This is a genomic window from Prosthecodimorpha hirschii, from assembly GCF_001305515.1.
Taxonomy (GTDB): domain Bacteria; phylum Pseudomonadota; class Alphaproteobacteria; order Rhizobiales; family Ancalomicrobiaceae; genus Prosthecodimorpha; species Prosthecodimorpha hirschii.
Genome location: NZ_LJYW01000001.1, coordinates 4,608,509 through 4,628,748, shown reverse-complemented (window position 1 = coordinate 4,628,748; position 20,240 = coordinate 4,608,509). Strand labels below are relative to the sequence as shown.

The window sequence follows — 20,240 nt, the reverse complement described above, 5'->3', positions numbered from 1 at the left end:
ATCAGTCGATGTCCCGGAACACGTCGGTCTCGAAGCGGTCGAGCAGCTTGGCGAAAGCCTCGCGATCGCGGTCCGGATGGGCGTTGGTCGGATCCTGGATCGCCATCATGAATTCGCGCAAGGCGCCGGAGACCAGTTCGCGCCGTTCGCCGAGCGATTCGGCGTAGATCCGCTCGGCCCGCTCGATCAGGAGCCGGTTCGGCGCCTGATCGCGCGGCGGCAGCTTCAGGGCGGCCAGTTCGGAGAAGCGCTTGTCGATCTCCGCGTCGCTGAGGCCGGTCCGGTTCTGGAACACCCGGCGCCAGACCTTGCCGGTCGACTGCACGGTCGCCTCCAGTTCCAGCGCGCCGTTGAGGTCGTAGGTGAAGCGGACCTCGACCGTCTCGTGCCCGGCCTTGGCGCGCGTCACCTCGACCTCGAGCGCGCCGAGATTGACGTTGTTCTCCGGCTTCAGGTTCTCGCCCTGATAGACCTCCAGCCGGATCTGGGTCTGGTTGTCCTGGACGGTGGTGAAGGGATGCGACCGGCTGATCGGCACCACCGAATTGCGCTCGATGATCGGCACCGTGACCGGCTCGCCGCCGGACCCGCGCTGGGACGACAGGGCGGCGATGCCGAGCGTGTAGGGACAGACATCGGTCATCACCACGTCGTCGAGCGCGGCGTGGCGCGCCTTCAGCCCGGCCTGGACGGCGGCACCGAGCGCGACCAGATGGTCGGGATTGAGATGGGTCAGCGGCAGGCGCGCGAACAGGCGGCCGACCAGGGACCGCACCGCCGGCATCCGCGTCGCGCCGCCGACCATGACCACCTGGGCGATCTCGCGCGGATCGAGCCGGGCATCCGAGATGGCCCGTTCGAGCGGCGTGCGCAGGCGGCGCAGCAGCGGGCGCACCACCTCCTCGTATTCGGACCGCTCGATGCGGCCCTCGACCACCTGGCCGGGCAGCTCGAACGTGTAGGCGACCGTGGTCTTGGCGCTGAGCTCGATCTTCAGGCTCTCGGCGAAGCGGGTGAAGCGCGACAGATCCCCGGCCGCCAGCTTCGTCCGGTCGAGCCCGTGCCGCTCGGCGAGATGCGCCATCAGGAGATCGCGGAAGTCGTCGCCGCCGAGATAGTTGTCGCCGGCGGTGGCGCGCACCTCCATGACTTGGTCGTATTTGTCGAGGATCGAGACGTCGAAGGTGCCGCCGCCGAGATCGAAGACCAGGAACTGCGCCTCCTCGACCTCGCCGAGCCCATAGGCGAGTGCGGCGGCGGTCGGCTCGTTGACCAGCCGCTCGACATGCAGTCCGGCGAGGCGGGCCGCCGTCATGGTCGCCTTGCGCTGCAGGTCGTTGAAATAGGCCGGCACCGAAATCACCGCCTCGATGATCGCCTCGCCGAGATGGGCCTCCGCATCACGTTTCAGCGAGCCGAGCACCAGGGCCGACAACTCCTCGGCCCGGAACGGCCGGCCGTCGAGCCGGGTCAGCTTGTCGGTGCCCATCCAGCGCTTGAAGGCGGCGACGGTCGCCTGCGGCCGGGTGATCAGCCGCTCGGCGGCCGCCCGGCCGACCAGCGCCTCGCCGTCGACCACGCTGACCACCGAGGGCGTCAGCAGATCGCCATGGGCGTTCGGTATCAGTTCGGGTCCCGACGCGGTCCAGACCGCGACCAGGGAATTGGTGGTCCCGAGATCGATGCCGACGATGGCCATGCGTGATCCGTCCATTCCGTCCAGGCCGCTCGAAGCTCCCGATGCCGGCCGGCGGCGGGAGCGCTCTATCTCTTCACAACCGAAGCCGCGCGCCTTCGACGGGTCGGGCCGATCCGTCGGCAGGCGGGCGGCCCCAGGCGGCCATCCGTCCGCCACTCTAAGGGGCTCCTCCGCGAAGCTCCAGCGCCGAGGCTGCCAAGCCGCTTGGAAGACCATCGCGGCAGCCGCCCGGCCCCGTCGCATCCGGCCCGATACTGCAGCGTTGCGAAACGGGGCGTTGAGGAAAACGCGTTTGTCGGCTCCCGGCCCTGTCGCTATGGTGCCGCCCCCGACCGTCCGGCGTCCGCCGGATTCCAGCATCAGGACCGCCGGCCTTGAACCGGCCGTCGTCCAGGAGCCGACCCATGGCGCGTGACACCGTCGACGCTGTCCCGATCGAGAACCGCGACCAGCTCTACGCCTGGTTCGAGAAGGGCTCGAAGCCGAAGGATCGCTGGCGGATCGGCACGGAACACGAGAAATTCGGCTTTCATACGGACGATCTGTCGCCCGTCGCCTACGAGGGGCCGCGCGGCGTGCGCAAGCTGCTCGAGGGCATGGAGGGGCTGCTCGGCTGGGAACCGATCATGGATCGCGACGCGATCATCGGTCTCGCCGATCCGGTCGGCGGCGGCGCCATCAGCCTGGAGCCCGGCGGCCAGTTCGAACTGTCCGGCGCGCCGCTGGAGACGCTGCACCATACCTGCCGGGAGACCTTCTCGCATCTCGCCCAGGTGCGCGAGATCGGCGATCCGCTCGGCATCGGCTTCCTCGGCGTCGGCGCCAGCCCGAAATGGTCGCGCGCCGAGACCCCGGTCATGCCCAAGTCGCGCTACGGCATCATGAGCGCCTACATGCCGAAGGTCGGCGGCAAGGGGCTCGACATGATGTTCCGCACCTCGACCGTGCAGGTCAATCTCGACTACGGCTCCGAGGCCGACATGCGCAACAAGATGCGCGTTTCGCTGGCCCTGCAGCCGGTCGCGACGGCGCTGTTCGCCTCCTCGCCGTTCCTCGACGGCAAGCCGAACGGCTTCCTCTCCTACCGCTCGGAAGTCTGGCGCGATACCGATGCGGCGCGCACCGGCATGCTGCCCTTCGCCTTCGAGGACGGCTTCGGCTTCGAGGCCTATGCGGACTGGGCGCTCGACGTGCCCATGTATCTGATCAAGCGCGAGGACACCTACCACGACGCGACCGACGTGACCTTCCGGCAGTTCCTGGAAGGCGCGCTGCGCAACCGCCTGCCCGGCGTGGTCCCGGAGATCGGCGACTGGGTCAATCATCTCGGTTCGCTGTTCCCCGAAGTCCGGCTGAAGCGCTACATCGAGCAGCGCGGCGCCGATGCCGGCCCCTGGCGGCGGCTGCTGGCGCTGCCGGCCTTCTGGGTCGGCCTGCTCTACGACGAGGGCGTGCTTGACGAGGCGCTGGCCCTGGTCGCCGACTGGAGCGCCGAGGAACGGCAATATCTGCGCGACACCGCGCCCCGCCTGGCGCTGAAGACGCCGTTCCGCGGCGGCACGCTGCTCGACGTGGCGCGCGAGGCGGTTGCCCTGTCGCGCAAGGGCCTTGCCCGCCGCAACCGCCTCGGCCCCTGCGCGCCGGTCGACATGTCCGAGAACGAGACCGTCTATCTCGCGCCCCTGGAGGAGATCGTCGCCACCGGCGAGACGCTCGCCGAACGCATGCTGCGCCAGTACGAAAAGGACTGGAACGGCGACGTGAACCAAGTCTTCGCCGAATACGCCTATTGAGGCGGCGGGCGGGGTCGATCGCCGTCCGCCGGGCTGCGATCCAGGCCGCACGGTTCCGGATTTCATCCTTTCGCTGGATTTGACGGGACCCGCGGCCGGGCCGATGATCACGTCCGGCGTCAGGGGGGCGAATCCATGTTCGATTTCACGAAGATCCTGCTCGAAGCCCAGGGCGGCGAGGCGATGCGCAACCTGGCGCGGCAGTTCGGCATCTCGCCGGACCAGTCGCGGGCAGCCGTGGACGCCATGATGCCGGCCTTCGCCGCGGCCATGCAGCGCCAGATGACCGATCCGAAGGCGATTCAGGCTCTGTTCGGCCTGATGACCGGGCAGGCCGCCCAGCCGCGCAACCCCTATCTCGACGCCATGCAGGCCTTCACGCCCGAAGCCATGAAGGCCGGCAACGATGCGCTCATGGCCATGTTCGGGTCCAACGAGGTGACCAAGGCGGTCGCCGAACGGATCGCGGCGATGAGCGGGGTCGGCCAGCAGGTGCTGCAATCGATGATGCCGGCCGTCGCCGCCATGCTGATGGGCGGCCTCGGCACCTCGCTGCCGAAGGATCCGGTCGCCCGGATGGTCGCCGCCTTCTTCGATCCGTCCCGTGCCCAGGACGGCTATGCCGGCTTCGGCGACATGATGCAGAAGTGGATGCGCGACGGCGCCGCCAACGGCACCGAGGCCTTTGCCAGCCTGGTCCAGCAATTCGCCAAGGCGGTGCCGCGGCCGACCGGCGAGACCGAGACCATGGAGGATTTCCTCAAGCGCGCGCCCAACCCGGCCGGGCCGCACACGCTGATGGAGGAGGCCTTCGGTGCCTTCGTGCGCGGCTTCAACCGCGGCCGCCCCGAGAAGAAGCCGGAGCCGGAGGCCGCCCCCGACGAACTCGGCGCCTTCATCGGCCAGATGTTCCAGGCCGGCCAGGAGGCGCAGGCGAGCCAGATCCAGGCCTTCGAGCAGATCTTCGACCAGTTCTGGAGCCAGAAGCGCTGATCCCAGAGCGCCGGGGCCGCCGCATGGCACCGTGAGGCCGCGTCCGCACCGTTGCCGTCGGGCAGGCCGATGGCCGTCGGGCAGGTCCGTCGCGGCGGGCTCGCCAGGGGCGACCGGGAATGCCCACCATCCGCCCTGCCCGCCCACCCCCGTCGACGCGCCCCTGTCGACCCGCCCCCGTCGATCCGCCCATCGGCCCCCTGCCGCGCGATTGCCGCCCGCGGGCTGCCGCTCACGGGCCTGTCCCCCGTCCGAAAAGGTCCCATGCTCAAGCTCGTCCTGGTTCCGGCCACGCTGCTCGTCGTCTCGTGGGTCGGGATACGATTCGGACCGCGCGCGTCGGGCTGGCTCGCCGGCCTCCCGGTGATGGCCGGCCCGATCCTGTTCCTGCTCGCCCTCGAGCGCGGACCCGCCTTCGGCGCGGCCTCGGCGACGGCCTCGCTGCCGGCCCTGGCCGGGACGGTCGCCTTCAACACCGTCTATAGCCGCCTGGCGCTGGCCGGTCGCGGCCCGGCCACGGCCTTGACCGGCGCGGTCGTGGTCTGGGTTGCGATCGCCTTTCTGGTCTCCGGCCTGCCCCACTTTGTGCCGCTCGGTCTCGCCATCGCGCTCGGCGCTCTGTTTCTGGGGCCGCATGCGATCCCGAAGCCGGACGTGCCGCTCTCGGTGCCGCCGCTGACGGCCGGTGCGCTGGCCTTCCGGATGATCGCCGGGGCGGCGCTGACGGTCGCGGTGACCGGGATCGCGGCGCCGCTCGGGCCGGCCTGGAGCGGACCGATGACGCTCTTTCCCGTGGTCAGCGCGATCCTGGGCGTCTCGTCCCATCTCTGGCAGGGCGGCGCCGTGGCGGCCGTGCTGCTGCGCGCCCTGATCATCGGCATGGTCTCGCTCGCCGCCTTCCTGGCGGCGGCCGCGCTGCTCCTGGAGCCGCTCGGTCTCGCCTGGGGGTTCCTGGCCGCGATCGCCGCGGCGCTCGCCGCACAGGCGGCGACCTGGTATGCCGGCGCCGGCAGGCCGGCGGCACGCAGCGACGGGCGGTCCGTCTCGTGACACCCCGCAGGCGCGGGCGGCCGCGAAGCGACGCAAGGCGGCCCGTCCTACGGACAGGCCTCAATCCCTTTTAGAAGCAATAGAGGCCCGTCCGAGGAGCGGACGGGCCCCAATCCCTCTTGGAAACAATAGAGGCCCGTCCGGGGAGCGGACGGGCCTCTGGCGCGGGTCGGCGGGATGCGGGGGAACGACCCGCGCGTATCAGGATCACTCGACCGATTCGCCGGTCAGCCGGGCGGCGCGCAGCGCCTCGCGTTCGAGCGCCTGGGCGCGAAGACCCGCACGCCGCTCGACCGCAAAGATGCGCAGCCGGGTGCTCGGGTCGGTGCCGGACGGCGACGACAGGGCTGCGGTCACGTCGCCGCGCATCAGGCCGATATCGGCGAGCATGCGATCGTCGAACTCGAGCAGGTCGCCGACGACCCGACGGTTTCGCCAGGACCGCACCAGGCTCTTGATCACGGCCCCGGCCCCGCGGACGACAGCCGCGGCGCCGCCGCCGAGCCGGTGAAGGGGACGGGTTGCGATTTCTGCCATATGCATAGTGCGCTCCTTTCGAGATCGCGAGACGACTCCGGCCCCGGCGGCGACATCCGCGCGGGGGTCTGGTTTGGGGGTGGCGTTAAGGGTGACGGGCGGACAATGCGGAAGGTGCATTGATTAGTCCAACGAATGTTTCTAATCTCAAACTTCACCGGACTTGATGGATAGACAGAGCCATGAGCGGCATCCTGGATCTCGACCAGTTGAAGACCTTCGTGGCCATCTGCGAGAGCGGCAGCTTCACCAAGGCGGCCGACGTGATCCACAAGACCCAGTCGGCGGTCTCGATGCAGATCCGCCGGCTGGAGGAGCGGATCGGCAAGCCGCTGTTCGCCCGCGACGGTCGCCAGTCGCGCCTGACGCCGGACGGGGAGCGGCTGCTCGCCTATGCCCGCCGCATGGTCAAGCTCAACGACGAGACGCTCGCCGCCTTCGCCGAGGCGGAGTTGACCGGCCGCGTCCGCCTCGGCACCCCGGACGACTATGCCGACCGCTTCCTGCCGGAGATCCTGGTCCGCTTCGCCCGCTCGCATCCGCGCGCCGAGGTGACCGTCATCTGCGCGCCGACGACCGACCTCGTCACCATGATGCGCGAGGATGAACTGGACGTGGCGATCATCACCCATGTGCGCGCGCTCGGACCGGCCGAGGTGGTCCGGCGCGAGCCGCTGCTCTGGGTCACCTCGCAGCGCCACGCCACCCACGAGGCCGATCCGCTGCCGCTCGCGCTCGGCCGGCCGATCTGCACCTGGCGCCGCGCCGCCCTGGAGGCCCTGGAGACGGTCGGCCGGCGTCACCGGCTGGTGCTGGTCAGCTGGAACGCGACCGCCTACGGCGCGGCCGTGCTGGCCGGTCTCGCGGTCTCGGTGGTGCCGGAATCGGCCCTCAGGCCCGGCATGCGCGTCCTGACCGAGGCCGACGGCTTCCCGCGCCTCGCCCCGATCGAGATCGGGCTGTTGCGCTCCTGGCACCACACCTCGCCGGTCATGGACGCGCTCGCCGGCCATATCGTGCAGTCGCTCGACAACCTCTCCCCGGCCGCCATGATGGCGGCGGAGTAGCGGCCCGGGCGCGCGCCCCGATGTCGTTTGGTGATGGATCACGCCTGCCTCGCCGGTCCCGCCGGGCGGTTCATCCGGCCCGGCCGGCGAACCCTTGCGCGGCGGCGGCCGGCAGTGCTTCGGTCCTGCCCGAAGCATCGCGCCGCGTCCGGGGCTAGGATCGGGACATGAGAGAAGGACCCGACATCGCAACCCTGGCCGCGGCGATCGGCGATACCGCCCGCGCCGGCATGCTCGACGCGCTGATGTCGGGGCTGGCCCTGTCGGCCGGAGAACTCGCCCGCGAAGCCGGCATCACCCCGCCGACGGCCAGCACCCATCTCGCGCATCTGCGCGATCTCGGCATCGTCGTCATGGCCGTGCAGGGCCGGCACCGCTATTTCCGGCTGGCCGGCGCCCCGGTGGCCGAGGCGATCGAGAGCCTGATGGGCACCGCCGCGCGGCTCGGGCGGCTCAGGACCCGGCCCGGTCCGCGCGATGCGGCCCTGCGGCGGGCGCGCATCTGCTACGACCATCTGGCCGGCAAGGCCGGCACCGACCTCTTCGACACCCTGGCGTCGGCCGCGCATCTGGCCTTCGGCCCGGACGGACTGGTGCTGACACCGTCCGGCTTCGGCGCCTTCGCGGCGGAGGGTGTCGATGTCGCAGGGCTCGACACACGCAGCCGTCCGGTCTGCCGGGCCTGCCTGGACTGGAGCGAGCGGCGCGATCATCTCGCCGGGGCCCTGGGCGCGGCCGTGCTCCGGATGGTCGTCGCGCGCGACTGGGCGCGGCGCGAGCCGGACAGCCGCGCGATCGGCTTCACACCGAACGGGCAGCGCCTGTGGTCCGGCTTCCTCGACCGGCTGGCGCAGCCGGCCGGAAACATCGCCGCAGTCCGCAGCACCGGATAGCGGCCGATCGGAACCGGTCCCTCAGCCCGGCTGCTTCTCCACCACCGCCAGCGACACGGTCGCGTGGCTGACCAGGCGCTCGCGGCCTGATTCGACCGCATAGACCTTGGCCTCGGCGAAGCTGACGCGGCTGCCGGCCTTCAGCACCTCGCCGCGGCAGATCAGCTTCTCGCCGCGCGCGGCGACCATCAGGCTGAGCTTCAGTTCGATGCTGAGGATGATCTGGCTGGGGGTCGTCAGCGTGATGCAGGCGGTGCCGGCGGTGTGGTCGGCGATCGCCGCCTGGACGCCGGCATGGACATAGCCGTTCTGCTGCAGATGGCGCCCGGCGAGATCGAGCTCGGTGACGACGCGGCCGGGCTCGATATCGATCAGGCGGCAGCCGAGATCGCGGATGTAGGCGGCCGAGTTGAAGGTCTGCAGCGTCTTCTGGATCCAGTTCGGATCGCGCGTTTCCAGTCCGGCCATGGCCATCCTCCCCTTCGCACGCCGCCGCGGATGACGGTGTCCGAAGGGGTTCCTAGCCGTTTGCCGGCCGCCGGACCATGGGCCGTTCGGGCAAACCTGTCCGGCGGCCGCGGCCGGGGCGTCAGACCGACTGGACGGTGACGACCTGGAAGGTGTGCAGGTCGCCGTCCTCGTCGCGGATCGAGACATACTCGCCGACATTGAAGGCATGGGCGCCGAAGCGGTAGCCGGCCTCGTCGTCCTCGTCACCGGCAATGTCGTAACGGAAGGCCCAGCTGCCGCCCGGGCGGTGCACGAGGTGGCCGATATCCTCCTCCTCGCCGCCCCAGAACCGGCGCACGCGACACTTCTCGCGCGCCTTCTTCCAGCCGTCGGCGTCGATATGGCCGTCGGCATCGAGCGGCGCGACGAACTCGTAGCCGTGCCGGGCCGAACCGTTCGGATGCTCCTTGGTGCGCGCCAGATTGAGGCGGATCTTCTTCAAACTCATGGGTGTCTCCTCTGTCCCGTCGCCTCCGGGATAGAATACCGGCTGGCGACGGCATTGATGTCCGTCAACGGATCCGCATACGTCCGGGGCAGAATGCGCGGCAGCGAGGGAACCGGACCATGACACCCGTCGACCAGGATGCGATCAGAGCCTTTCTGAGCGATCCCGCCAGCCATGCCGCCGACGGTCCGGTCGACGTGATCGAGACCCACGCCAACACGATCTTCCTCGCCGGCCCCCTCGCCTACAAGATGAAACGCGCCGTGCGGTTCCCGTTCCTCGACTATTCGACGCTCGCTCTGCGCGAGGCGGCCTGCCGGCGCGAGATCGCGGTCAACCGCGGGCCGTCGTCGGCGATCTATCGCGGTGTGCTGCCGGTCACCCGGGACGCCGCCGGACGCCTCGCGCTCGGCGGCTCCGGCGGACCGGTCGAATGGCTGGTGGTCATGACCCGGTTCGACGAGACCATGACGCTCGACCGCCGCCTGCGCGCCGGCCCGCTGCCGGCGGCGCTGGTCGAGGACCTGGCGGCGACGATCGCCGCCCTGGAGGCGGAGGCGCCGCATCGGGCCGCCGCGCCCTGGATCGCCGACCTCGCCGCCTATGTCGAGCAGAACGATGCCGCCTTCCGGGCCACCCCGGATCTCTTCCCGCCCGCCGCCGTCGCGGCCCTGACCGCCGCGGCCCGGCAATGGCATGGCCGGCTCGCCGATCTCCTCGCCGAGCGCGGCCGGCTCGGCCGCATCCGGCTGCTGCATGGCGACCTGCATGCCGGCAATGTGGCGCTGATCGACGGGCGGCCGGTGCCGTTCGACGCGATCGAGTTCGACGACGCCATCGCGACCGCCGATCTCCTCTACGATGCCGGCTTCCTGGTGATGGACCTGGACGAGGCCGGCCATCGCGCCGAGGCCAACCTGCTCCTCAACCGACTGCTGGTCGAGACCGTGCGGCGCGAGGCGGCTGCCGATCCGTCGGCCGACCCGGCCGGACTGATCGCCTCGCATGCCGAAGGCCTCGCCGCCCTGCCCTTCTTCCTGATGATGCGTGCGGCGATCCGCGCCAAGGTGACCCACGCCAAGGCCGCCCATCTCGCCCCCGTCGACCGGGCCGCGGCCGAGGCCGAGGCGCGCCGCTATTTCGACTATGCGCGGGCCCGGCTCGATCCGGCCGGGCCGGTGCTGGTCGCGGTCGGCGGCCTGTCGGGCACCGGCAAGTCGACGCTCGCCCGCGCGCTCGCACCCTGGCTCGGCCGCCGGCCCGGCGCGCTGCATCTCAGATCCGACGTGATCCGCAAGCTGGTCGCGCGCGTCGAGGAGACGGCGCCGCTGCCGCCGGAGCGCTACACCCGCGCGGAGAGCGACCGCGTCTACGAGGCGGTGCGGTCGGCGGCCCGCGCCGGGCTGGCGGCCGGATCGGCGGTGATCGTCGATGCCGTGGCGGCCCGGCCGGAGGAGCGCGCCGCCCTGGCGCGGATCGCGGCTGCGGCCGAGACGCCGTTCTTCGGGCTGTGGCTGGAGGCACCGGCGGCCCGGCGGCTGGACCGGGTCGAAGGACGCCGGGGCGACGCCTCCGACGCCGGCGCCGCCGTGGTCCGGATGCAGGCCGACTACGATCCCGGCCCGATCGACTGGATCCGCGTCGATGCCTCCGCAGGCGTCGCGGCGACCGCCGACGCGGCCCGGCAGGCCCTGGCGCACGCCGGCCTGGCGCTGTCAGAACCCGTATGAGCGGAGCAGGGCCGCGGCGCCGACGCCGAGCAGGACCGCGACCAGATCCTTGCGGATCACCGCCATCGCCACCGCCGCCACGGACAGTCCGACGATCGCGACGATGCCGCCGCGCAGGGCGACCGGCAGAATGGTGGCGATGATGATCGCGCCCGGCAGGGCCTCGAGCCCGCGCCGGACCCGGCCGGTGAGCGGAATCCGGCCCATGATCAGGTAGCCGCCGGTGCGCAGCAGCAGGGTGACCAGCGCCATGCCGGCAATGGCCACCAGGGGCGTATAGCCGTCCTCCATCAGGCCCCCTTGCCGGGCTGGTCGCCCGGATTGCCAGGCCGGTCGCCCGGATTGCCGGGCTGGTCGCCCCGGCGGCCGGGTTCGTCACCCAGATTGCCGGGTTCGTCACCCGGGCAGGGTTCGGCGCCGTGACCGGCGGGCCCGATGATCCGCGCGGCCGGATCCGCGGGCGGCATCAGGGCGCCGGCGAAGGATCCGGCGATCGCGCCGGTCAGGATGAACCAGTAGCCCGGCAGGAGCTGCGACGTGGCCGTGGCGACGAGGCCGGAGACCAGCCAGGGCACGGCCTGGCGGAGGCCCTTCCACATCGGCACCAGCATGGCGACGAAGAAGATCGGCATGACCAGATCGAGCGCGATCGCGCGCGGATCGCGCAGGAGCGCACCGAACAGATGCGCCGGCACGGTCGCGGCCGTCCAGACGACCCAGAGCAGCAGTCCGGAGCCGAGGAAGATGCCGCGATCGTTGCCGCCCTCGGCATGGTAGCGCAGCGCAATCACCCAGTTGGCGTCGGTCATCAGGCCGAGCGAGGGATAGACGGTCCGTGCCGAGGACGACCCGAACCAGGGCCGGAGCGCCGCGCCCATCAGCACGAGGCGCAGATTGATGGCGCCGCACACGCCGCAGATCGCGACAACCACCGGCAGGGTCAGCGGCTCGTGCCAGATCTCCATGGCGACCATCTGGGCGGCACCGGCGAAGACCAGCCCGCTCATCAGCATCGTATCGCCGAGCGACAGGCCCTTCTGCATGGCGAGCGCCCCGAAGGCCATCGAGAAGGCGGTGATGCCCGGCAGCACCGGCAGCGTCAGCCGCATGCCGATGAGACATCCGGCCCAGGTGATCGGAGGAGGATCGGCGGACATGCGGACAGGAGCCTCGATGCGACAGCGACAACCCCGGTTATCACGGGAATCGATGGTTGCCGCCGGCAAAGAAGCGCCGTCGTCCGCATAACAGGTCATCGATTTGGTCCGGACGGGCTTCAGCTCGGCAGGATCAGCAGGGCACGGAAATCGTTGACATTGGTCAGCGTCGGGCCGGTCACCAGCCGGTCGCCGAGCGCTTCGAAATAGCCGTGGCCATCATTGTCGGCGAGGCTCGCGGCACTGTCGATGCCGAGCGCGCGGGCACGGGCGAGCGTGTCGGGGGTGACGAAGGCACCCGCCACCTCCTCGGCCCCGTCGACCCCGTCGGTGTCGCCGGCCACCGCCCAGACACCCGGCAGGCCGCGCAGCGCGACCGCAAGGCCGAGCAGGAACTCGACATTGCGCCCGCCGCGCCCTTGGCCCCGCACCGTCACGGTGGTCTCGCCGCCGGAGATGATCGCCGCGGGTGCCGGCACGGGCTGGCCATAGGCCTTCGCCTGGCGGGCGATGCCGCAGAGCACGCGGGCGACCTCGCGCGCCTCGCCCTCGATGCAGTCCGACAGGATCAGCGGCGTCACGCCGGCGGCCCGCGCCACCGCCGCCGCCGCTTCCAGCGAGCGCTGCGGCGTCGCGATCATATGCACCTCGTGGCCGGCGAAGAGCGGATCGCCGGGCTTCGGCGTCTCGTCGGCGGCCCGTTCGAGATGCGCGATCACGGCGGGCGGACCGACGATGCCGTAGCGGGCGAGGATCGCGCGGGCGTCGGCGAAGGTGGTCGGATCGGGCACGGTCGGGCCGGAGGCGATCACGCCGGGCTCGTCGCCGGGCACGTCGGAAATCAGCAGAGTGGCGATGCGCGCCGGCGCGGCGGCAGCGGCCAGGCGCCCGCCTTTCACGGCGGAGAGATGCTTGCGCACCGTGTTCATCTCGCCGATATCGGCGCCCGACCGGAGCAGCGACCGGTTGATCGCCTGCTTGTCCTCGAGGGTCAGTCCGTCGGCGGGCGCGGCGAGCAGGGCCGAGCCGCCGCCCGAGATCAGGGCGACGACGAGATCGTCCGCCGTCAGGCCGCGCACCATGGCGAGGATGCGCCCGGCCGCGGCCCGGCCGGCCGCATCCGGCACCGGATGGGCGGCCTCGACGATCTCGATCCTGTCGCAGGGCACGCCATGGCCGTAGCGGGTGACGACCAGGCCTTCGAGCGGGCCGTCCCAGGCCAGTTCGAAGGCGCGGGCCATGGCGGCTGAGCCCTTGCCGGCGCCGATCACGACGGTGCGGCCCTTCGGCCGGGCGGGCAGGAAGCGGGGTACCAGGAGCGCCGGGTCGGCGGCCGCCACGGCGGCGCGGAACATGCGGTCGAGCAGGTCGCGAGGATCGGCGATCACGAGCGGGCTTCCTCCCTGGCGCAGGGGCGTCCGGAAATGGCACGGCACCCGGTCCTGCAGCGCATCGTATTGAACATGCGTCACCCGAAGCGTGTCACCCGAACGCCGCCCCCGGTCAAGCCGCCGGACGATAGTGCGCCCCCGCCCCGCACGCGATGCGACATGGTCGGCGCCCGCGACGGGACGGCCTGCAGGCGCCATGGTGCTTGTCGCCAGGAGCCTTGTTCCCGAGCGGGAACATTTTCTCCAGACGATGCCGGCATGCCAATCCATGTTCCCGCTCGGGATCTCCTTATCGCTCGGACTCGCCGGATGCGTGGGTCAGGAGGCCGTCGCGGTACTGGCTTTCGAGGGATTGGGCCTGCGGGTCGCCGTCCAGGCTGCCGGCGGCGACCAGGTCGGCGAAGCGGCCGCCGCGGGCGACCAACTCGTCGAAGGTGCCGCGCTCGGCGATCCGGCCGGCCTCCATGAACAGGATCTGGTCGGCGGAGCGGATGGTCGACAGGCGATGGGCGATGACGAAGGAGGTGCGGCCCTCGGACAGGCGCTCCAGGGCGCGCTTGATGCGGGCCTCGGTCTCGGTGTCGAGCGCGCTGGTCGCCTCGTCGAGGATCAGGATCGGTGCGTTCTTCAGGATGGCGCGCGCGATGGCGAGGCGCTGGCGCTCGCCGCCGGACAGCGACCGGCCGCGCTCGCCGGCACGGAAGTCGTAGCTGCCGGGCTTGCCGGTGACGAAGTGGTCGCATTCGGCCAGCCGGGCCGCCTCGCGGATCTCCGCTTCGGTCGCATCCGGCTTGCCGATGCGCAGGTTCTCCGCGATCGAGCGGTCGAACAGGCCCGGATCCTGGAACACCACGCCGATCGCGCGGCGCACCGAATCGACCTTCACGTCCGCGATGTCCTGGCCGTCGATCAGGATGCGGCCGCGATCGGGATCGCGCACCCGCTGCAGCAGCGCGACGGTGGTCGACTTGCCCGAGCCGGTCGGCCCGACGATGGCGACGGTCTCGCCGGGCCTGGCCTCGAAAGAGATGTCGGTGATGCCGGTGTCGGAGCCCGGGTAGCGGAAGCTGACCTGGTCGAAGACGACATGGCCGGCGGTGACCGCGAGATCGGTCGCGCCCGGCTTCTCGACGATGGTCGAGCTCTGGTCGAGCACGTCGAAGAACTGGCGCATCGCCGCCGCCTCGAAGACCAGGCGGGACAGGAAGAAGGTCAGCTGGTCGAGGCGGCCGATCAGCGCGGTGGCGAAGCCGATGAAGCTGACGATCTCGCCGACGGTGATCGCGCCCTGCTGGTGCAGCGAGGTGCCGAGCGCGAACAGCGACACGATCGTGATGGTCGCCGCGCCGCGCGTCATCACGGTGGTCAGGGCCCACCAGGTCAGCACCGGCAATTGCGCCCGGAGGAGGTTGTTCATCACGCCCTGCAGCGCGCGCGTCTCCTCGGCCAGGCGGACGAAGCTCTGCACCACCGTGACGTTGCCGATCACGTCGCCGACCCGGCCGGAGAATTCGGCATGGTGGCGCGAGGCTTCGGCCTGGCCGTAGTGGGTCTTGGTGACCACGAGCGCGCTCAGCCCGACATAGATCACCATCAGGGCGGCGAGCAGCAGGCCCATGTGGAGGTTGATCCACAGCGCGGTCGGCAGCAGCACGATCAGCATCACGATCGAGGTCAGGTGCTCGCGGAACATGGCGAGCCAGAAGGCGAACAGGTTGTCGGCGCCCGACAGCATGATCGAGATCAGGCGGCCGGACTGGGCCTGCGAATGGAACGCGGCCGGCAGCGCGACGACATGCTCGAAGAACTGCTTCATGACGCCGACCCGGCGGGTATGGGCGATGCGGTCGGCATGCAGCGCGACGAAGATGTTGGCGGCCACGCCCGCGAAGCCGAAGCCGGCCCACAGGCCGACCAATTCCATGGCCGGCTTGCCGGTCGACAGCGCGTCGATGACGCGGCCGAACAGCAGCGGCTCGGCCAGTTGCAGGAAGGCGAGCGCGATGCCGGTCGCCGTCAGCGCGAAGGCGAAGCCGCGCTCCGGGCCGAGCAGCTGGATGGCACGGGCATAGATCTTCAGGAAGGGCATTTCGACCGCCGTCTCTCGGGGGCGCGGCGATCCGGCCGGCCCTTCCGTTCCTATACGCAATTCGCAGCGCGCCGGCACCGGTCGACGGCACCGGCCGGCCGCCGGCGTTCACGGGATGTGAAGGCCGCCATGCCAGGATCGCCACGATCCACGGCGAGCGGCAGGGTTCCATGACCGACAGTTCCCTTCATCTCGGCAACGGCGGCGGGCTCGTCGAGCGCTCGCCGGTGCTGGCCTGGGCGAAGCGCGCCCTCACCATGGCGCCCGCTTCGGCCCGCCGGGTACCGCCGCGCTTCTTCGGCACGCTGGTCTTCTTCGTCGCCCTGATCGTGCTGACCGTGCGCGGCGCGGCGCTCCTGAAGGATGCCGACACGCTCTGGCACGTCTTCGTCGGCACCGGCATCCTGGAGACCGGCCGCTTCCCGACCGTCGACACCGCATCCTGGACGCTGGCCGGATCGCCCTGGATCGCCAAGGAGTGGCTGTCGCAGGTGATCCTGGCGGCCGCCCACCGCGCCGGCGGCTGGCCACTGGTCGCGCTGACCGCCGCCGCAGCCGCCGCCCTCGCGCTGGCGCTGATCGCGCGCGAGGCGGCGACGCGCCTTTCGCCGGCGATCGCCGCGCTGATCGCCGCCGCCGCCTTCACGCTGGTCGCCGGCCACACGCTCGCCCGGCCGCATGTGCTGGCCTGGCCGGTGATGATCGGCTGGACCATCCTGTTGATGCGCGCCGCCGAGGACGGCCGCGCGCCGAGCCCCTTCGCCGCCATCCTGATGGCGCTGTGGGCCAACCTGCACGGCTCCTACCTGCTCGGCCTCGCCCTCATCCCGGCCTTCGGCCTGGAGGCGCTGTTGCGCGCGCCCGCCAGCCGGCGCACCGAGACGGCGCTCGGCTGGGTCTTGATCCTGGTGCTCGCCCCGGCCGCCACCATGGTGCATGCCTACGGACCGGGCGCGCTGTTCGCCGCCGGCAAGGTGCTCGGGCTCGGCAGTGCCGCCGCCTTCGTGGCCGAATGGGCACCGACCGACCTCGGCAAGCTTAGCGGCGGCAAGATCGCCATCCTGGCCGGCATCGCCGCCCTGGTGCTGTCGCCCGGCCGGCTGCCGCCGATCCGCGTCGCGCTGCTGATCGGCCTCCTCGATATGGCGGTTTCGCACGAGCGCCATCTCGCCATGCTCGGCCTGATCGCCCCGCTGATCCTGATCGAGCCGATCGCGGAGCGCGCCGGCGCGGGACGCATGGACGGGGATCGGATGGGCGGGGATCGGATGGGCGGGGATCGGATGGATGGCGCCGAGACCGGCGGGCGGGCTTCCGGCTTCGGCCTGTTGGCGACCGGCGCGGCCGCGCTCGCCGCGCTCGCCTTCGCCGGCATGGCCGCGCTCGGCGCCCTGACGACGCGGCCGGATCTCCTGCCGATCGCCGCCCTCGACGCCGCCAAGGCGGCCGGCGTCACCGGCCAGGTCTTCAACGAATACGAGTTCGGTGGGACGCTGATCACGCGCGGCATCCCGACCTATATCGACGGCCGCACCGAGCTCTACGGCCCGGACCGGCTGACCACCTATGTCGCGGCGACCGGCGTCTCAACGCCGGGCACGCTCGAAAAGGTGCTCTCCGACAGCCGGATCGGCTGGACCCTGCTGCGCCCGGACCAGCCGGCGGCGGCGCTGCTCGACCACCTGCCCGGCTGGCAGCGCATCTTTGCCGACGAGGTCGCCGTGGTGCACAAGCGCATCCCATAGAGCAAGGTCCGATTAGAGCGACCCGCTCTGATCGGAGAAAGCTTGCGCAAACAAAAACATGCTAAGCATCATCCGATCCCTACAGATCGGATGATGCTTAGCGGCGCGAGCGCCGGCGCGCAGACCCGGTCGTTTGCGCGCCGTTCACTTTCGCACCCTGCGGGGACTTGTCGGACGGGCGGCCTATTCGGCCGCCTCCGCCGCCGTCCACGGCTTCGGCTTCTCCCAGCGGAGCTTCGGCGAGCGGGCCGCGCGGGTCTCGTCGAGGCGGCGGCGCGGGGCGAAGCGCGGCGCCTGGGTGAAGCGCTCGGTTTCGCCGCGCTTGGCGGACAGGACGAGGTCGCGCAGCGTGGCCACGAACAGATCGAGGCTCGCCTTGGACTCGCTCTCGGTCGGCTCGATCAGCATGGCGCCATGGACGACCAGCGGGAAATACATGGTCATCGGATGGTAGCCCTCGTCGATCATCGCCTTGGCGAAATCGAGCGTGGTGATCCCGGTCTCCTTGAGGAAGCCGTCGTCGAACAGCACCTCGTGCATCGACGGATGGTCCGGGAAGGGCAGCGTCATCAGGTCGGCGAGGCCGGCGCGCACGTAGTTGGCGGCCAGCACCGCATCCTCCGAGGCCTGCCGCAGGCCGTCCGTGCCGTGGCTGAGCATGTAGGCGAGCGCCCGGGTGAACATGCCCATCTGGCCGTGGAACGCGGTCATGCGACCGAACGGGGTCTCGCCCGGCGCGGTCCCGGCTTCGGTCTCGACCAGCACCGGCCGGCCGGCGTCCAGGCGGATGAAGGGCAGCGGCGCGAAGGGGGCGAGGCGCGACGACAGCACCACCGGCCCGGCGCCCGGCCCGCCGCCGCCATGCGGCGTCGAGAAGGTCTTGTGCAGGTTGATGTGCATGGCGTCGACGCCGAGATCGCCCGGCCGGACCTTGCCGACGATGGCGTTGAAATTCGCGCCGTCGGCATAGAAATAGGCCCCGGCCGCATGCACGGCCTCGGCGATCGCCGCCACCTCCGGCTCGAAGATGCCGCAGGTGTTCGGGTTGGTCAGCATGATCGCCGCCACGTCCGGCCCGAGCAGGGCCTTGACGGCCTCGACATCGACCGTGCCGTCGGCGCGCGCCGGCACGTCGCGCACCGTCATGCCGATCAGCGCGGCCGTGGCCGGGTTGGTGCCGTGGGCCGATTCCGGCACCAGCACCACGTTGCGGGTCTCGCCGCGGGCGCGGATGGCGGCCTTGATGGCCATCATGCCGCAGAGTTCGCCATGGGCGCCGGCCTTCGGGCTCATCGCGACCGCGTCCATGCCGGTCAGCCGACACAGCCAGCCGCCCAGATCGGCGATCACGTCGAGCGCACCCGGCACGGTCGAGACCGGCTGCAGCGGATGCACGTCGGAAAAGCCCGGCAGCCGCGCCATCTTCTCGTTGAGGCGCGGATTGTGCTTCATCGTGCAGGAGCCGAGCGGATAGAGCCCGGTATCGATCGAATAGTTGGAGCGCGACAGGCGCACATAGTGGCGCATCGCCTCCGGCTCGGTCAGGCCGGGCAGGTCGGGCGCGGCCTTGCGGGCGAGCCGGCCGAGCCGCGGCGCAAGGCCGTCGGGCGCGGGCAGGTCGACGCCGGTCGTCTCGGCGCGGCCGATCTCGAAGATCAGCGGCTCCTCGACGCGCAGCGCGCGGTTGCCGGTGAAGGTCCACGGCGTGGCCGCCGGGGTGCCTTCGGCAGGAGCGGCGCCCTCGGGACGGGTGGGGCGACCCTGGTCGTTCAGCATGGTGTTCGTCCTCTCCCGGCTCAGATCACGGCCGCCAGGGCCTCGGCATAGGCCGCACGGTCCTCGTCGGTGTTCACTTCCGTCGCGGCGACCACGATCAGGTCGTCGAGACCGCGGCCCGGCTCCAGGCGCGAGACCGCGAGCCCGCCGAGGATGCCGCGTTCGGCCAGCCGCTCGATCACGGCGGCCGCATCGCCCGGTACGCGCAGGGTGAATTCGTTGAAGAAGCCGTCGTTCAGCACCTGGACGCCCGGCACGCGACCGAGCGCGTCGGCAAGCTTGATCGCGGCCTCGTGGTTGAGCCGCGCCAGCCGCTCCAGTCCGGCGCTGCCGAGGAGCGTCATGTGGATCGTGAAGGCGAGGCAGCACAGGCCCGAATTGGTGCAGATGTTCGAGGTCGCCTTGTCGCGGCGGATATGCTGCTCGCGGGTCGACAGCGTCAGCACGAAGCCGCGCCGGTTCTCCGCGTCGACCGTCTCGCCGCACAACCGGCCGGGCATCTGGCGCAGGAACTTCTGCCGCGTCGCCATCAGGCCGACATAGGGGCCGCCGAAGCCGAGCGCGTTGCCGATCGACTGGCCCTCGCCGACGACGATGTCGGCGCCCTGCCGGCCGGGCGGCTCGATCAGGCCGAGGCTGACCACCTCGGTGAAGACCGCGATCAGCAGCGCCCCGCAGGCATGCGCCTTCTCGGCGATCGGGGCGAGATCGATCAGGTGCCCGTAGAAGGAGGGCGACTGCACGACGACGCAGGAGGTATCGCGGTCGATCGCCGCCAGAATGTCCTCGGTGCCGAGCGGATCGGGCGGCAGGGCCTGGACGCGATCCTCGGCCATATCGGACAGCGTCTCGACCACGGCCCGGTATTGCGGATGCAGCCCGCCCGACACCACCGCCTTGTTGCGGCGGGTCAGCCGGTGAGCCATCAGCACGGCCTCGCCGGTCGCCGTCGAGCCGTCATACATCGAGGCGTTGGCGACCTCCATGCCGGTCAGTTCCGCGACCTGGGTCTGGAACTCGAACAGATATTGCAGCGTGCCCTGCGTGATTTCCGGCTGATAGGGCGTGTAGCTGGTCAGGAATTCCGAGCGCTGGATGAGGTGATCGACCGTCGCCGGGACATGGTGCTTGTAGGCGCCGGCGCCGACGAAAAAGGGCACCGACGAGGCCGGCACATTCTTCGCGGCCATGCGGCCCATCAGCCGCTCGACCTCCAGTTCGCCGCGCATCCGCGGCAGGTCGATCAGGTCGGTCAGCAGCTTGTCGGCCGGCACGTCGGCGAACAGCGCGTCGATGGCGGGGACGCCGATGCGGGCGAGCATCTCGGCCCGGTCGGTCGCGGTCAGGGGATGATAGCGCATC

General features: G+C 71.0%; 17 protein-coding genes. 7 read left to right on the top strand and 10 right to left on the bottom strand.

The genetic code is table 11. The annotated features are described in order from the left end of the window. Position 1 precedes the first annotated feature (1 nt). A complete protein-coding gene (locus ABB55_RS20360) occupies positions 2–1,699 on the bottom strand; it encodes a molecular chaperone HscC (protein ID WP_054360444.1) in 1,698 nt (565 codons plus the stop codon). 404 nt (positions 1,700–2,103) lie between these two features. Between ABB55_RS20360 and ABB55_RS20355 the strand changes: the two genes are divergently transcribed. From ABB55_RS20355 to ABB55_RS20345, 3 genes are all read left to right on the top strand, one after another. After that, positions 2,104–3,492, top strand: coding sequence for a glutamate--cysteine ligase (locus tag ABB55_RS20355; protein WP_054360443.1), 1,389 nt, complete (start codon positions 2,104–2,106; stop codon positions 3,490–3,492). A 135-nt stretch (positions 3,493–3,627) separates the two neighbouring features. Next, positions 3,628–4,485 (top strand): DUF937 domain-containing protein, encoded by an 858-nt coding sequence (locus tag ABB55_RS20350; protein ID WP_054360442.1) that lies wholly within the window; start codon positions 3,628–3,630, stop codon positions 4,483–4,485. 264 nt (positions 4,486–4,749) lie between these two features. Next, positions 4,750–5,535 (top strand): hypothetical protein, encoded by a 786-nt coding sequence (locus ABB55_RS20345; protein WP_054360441.1) that lies wholly within the window; start codon positions 4,750–4,752, stop codon positions 5,533–5,535. Positions 5,536–5,742: 207 nt separating this feature from the next. Here ABB55_RS20345 and ABB55_RS20340 read toward each other — a convergent pair whose 3' ends face one another. Beyond that, the gene (locus ABB55_RS20340) at positions 5,743–6,072 is read right to left on the bottom strand and encodes a YjiS-like domain-containing protein (protein WP_160321277.1); all 330 of its coding nucleotides are present in this window, start codon (positions 6,070–6,072) and stop codon (positions 5,743–5,745) included. A 182-nt stretch (positions 6,073–6,254) separates the two neighbouring features. Between ABB55_RS20340 and ABB55_RS20335 the strand changes: the two genes are divergently transcribed. Continuing rightward, positions 6,255–7,139: a LysR family transcriptional regulator gene (locus ABB55_RS20335; protein WP_054360439.1), complete on the top strand. Its 885-nt coding sequence runs from the start codon at positions 6,255–6,257 to the stop codon at positions 7,137–7,139. Between the two features lie 167 nt (positions 7,140–7,306). Continuing rightward, positions 7,307–8,032, top strand: a complete 726-nt coding sequence (locus ABB55_RS20330; protein WP_054360438.1) for an ArsR/SmtB family transcription factor — start codon at positions 7,307–7,309, stop codon at positions 8,030–8,032. Between the two features lie 21 nt (positions 8,033–8,053). Here ABB55_RS20330 and ABB55_RS20325 read toward each other — a convergent pair whose 3' ends face one another. Both ABB55_RS20325 and ABB55_RS20320 read right to left on the bottom strand, forming a co-directional pair. Continuing rightward, complete coding sequence (locus tag ABB55_RS20325) at positions 8,054–8,500, bottom strand: PaaI family thioesterase (protein ID WP_054360437.1); 447 nt, start codon at positions 8,498–8,500, stop codon at positions 8,054–8,056. A 121-nt stretch (positions 8,501–8,621) separates the two neighbouring features. After that, positions 8,622–8,990: a hypothetical protein gene (locus ABB55_RS20320; protein WP_054360436.1), complete on the bottom strand. Its 369-nt coding sequence runs from the start codon at positions 8,988–8,990 to the stop codon at positions 8,622–8,624. A 119-nt stretch (positions 8,991–9,109) separates the two neighbouring features. On the opposite strand from ABB55_RS20320, the gene ABB55_RS20315 reads away from it, so the two are divergent. Continuing rightward, entirely contained in the window at positions 9,110–10,720 is a 1,611-nt protein-coding gene (locus ABB55_RS20315; protein ID WP_054360435.1) for a bifunctional aminoglycoside phosphotransferase/ATP-binding protein, read from the top strand. Here the strand turns inward: ABB55_RS20315 and ABB55_RS20310 are convergent. The 4 genes from ABB55_RS20310 to ABB55_RS20295 form a co-directional block, all read right to left on the bottom strand. Continuing rightward, on the bottom strand, positions 10,706–11,011 hold the full coding sequence (locus ABB55_RS20310; RefSeq protein ID WP_054360434.1) for an AzlD family protein: 306 nt from the start codon (positions 11,009–11,011) through the stop codon (positions 10,706–10,708). The two genes, ABB55_RS20315 and ABB55_RS20310, sit on opposite strands and share 15 nt — an antisense overlap. Then, entirely contained in the window at positions 11,011–11,829 is an 819-nt protein-coding gene (locus tag ABB55_RS20305) for an AzlC family ABC transporter permease (protein WP_244472083.1), read from the bottom strand. The genes ABB55_RS20310 and ABB55_RS20305 overlap by 1 nt, the downstream gene beginning before the upstream one ends. A 167-nt stretch (positions 11,830–11,996) precedes the next feature. Continuing rightward, complete coding sequence (locus tag ABB55_RS20300; protein WP_200912125.1) at positions 11,997–13,262, bottom strand: glycerate kinase type-2 family protein; 1,266 nt, start codon at positions 13,260–13,262, stop codon at positions 11,997–11,999. 295 nt (positions 13,263–13,557) lie between these two features. Further along, entirely contained in the window at positions 13,558–15,357 is a 1,800-nt protein-coding gene (locus tag ABB55_RS20295; protein ID WP_083463793.1) for a glucan ABC transporter ATP-binding protein/ permease, read from the bottom strand. 170 nt (positions 15,358–15,527) lie between these two features. Here ABB55_RS20295 and ABB55_RS20290 point away from each other — a divergent pair, with 170 nt between their 5' ends. Then, on the top strand, positions 15,528–17,102 hold the full coding sequence (locus ABB55_RS20290; RefSeq protein WP_083463792.1) for a hypothetical protein: 1,575 nt from the start codon (positions 15,528–15,530) through the stop codon (positions 17,100–17,102). Positions 17,103–17,285: 183 nt separating this feature from the next. Here ABB55_RS20290 and gcvPB read toward each other — a convergent pair whose 3' ends face one another. Beyond that, positions 17,286–18,878: an aminomethyl-transferring glycine dehydrogenase subunit GcvPB gene (gene gcvPB, locus ABB55_RS20285; RefSeq protein WP_054360433.1), complete on the bottom strand. Its 1,593-nt coding sequence runs from the start codon at positions 18,876–18,878 to the stop codon at positions 17,286–17,288. A 20-nt stretch (positions 18,879–18,898) separates the two neighbouring features. Continuing rightward, positions 18,899–20,239, bottom strand: coding sequence for an aminomethyl-transferring glycine dehydrogenase subunit GcvPA (gene gcvPA, locus ABB55_RS20280; RefSeq protein WP_054360432.1), 1,341 nt, complete (start codon positions 20,237–20,239; stop codon positions 18,899–18,901). Between the last annotated feature and the right edge of the window lies 1 nt (position 20,240).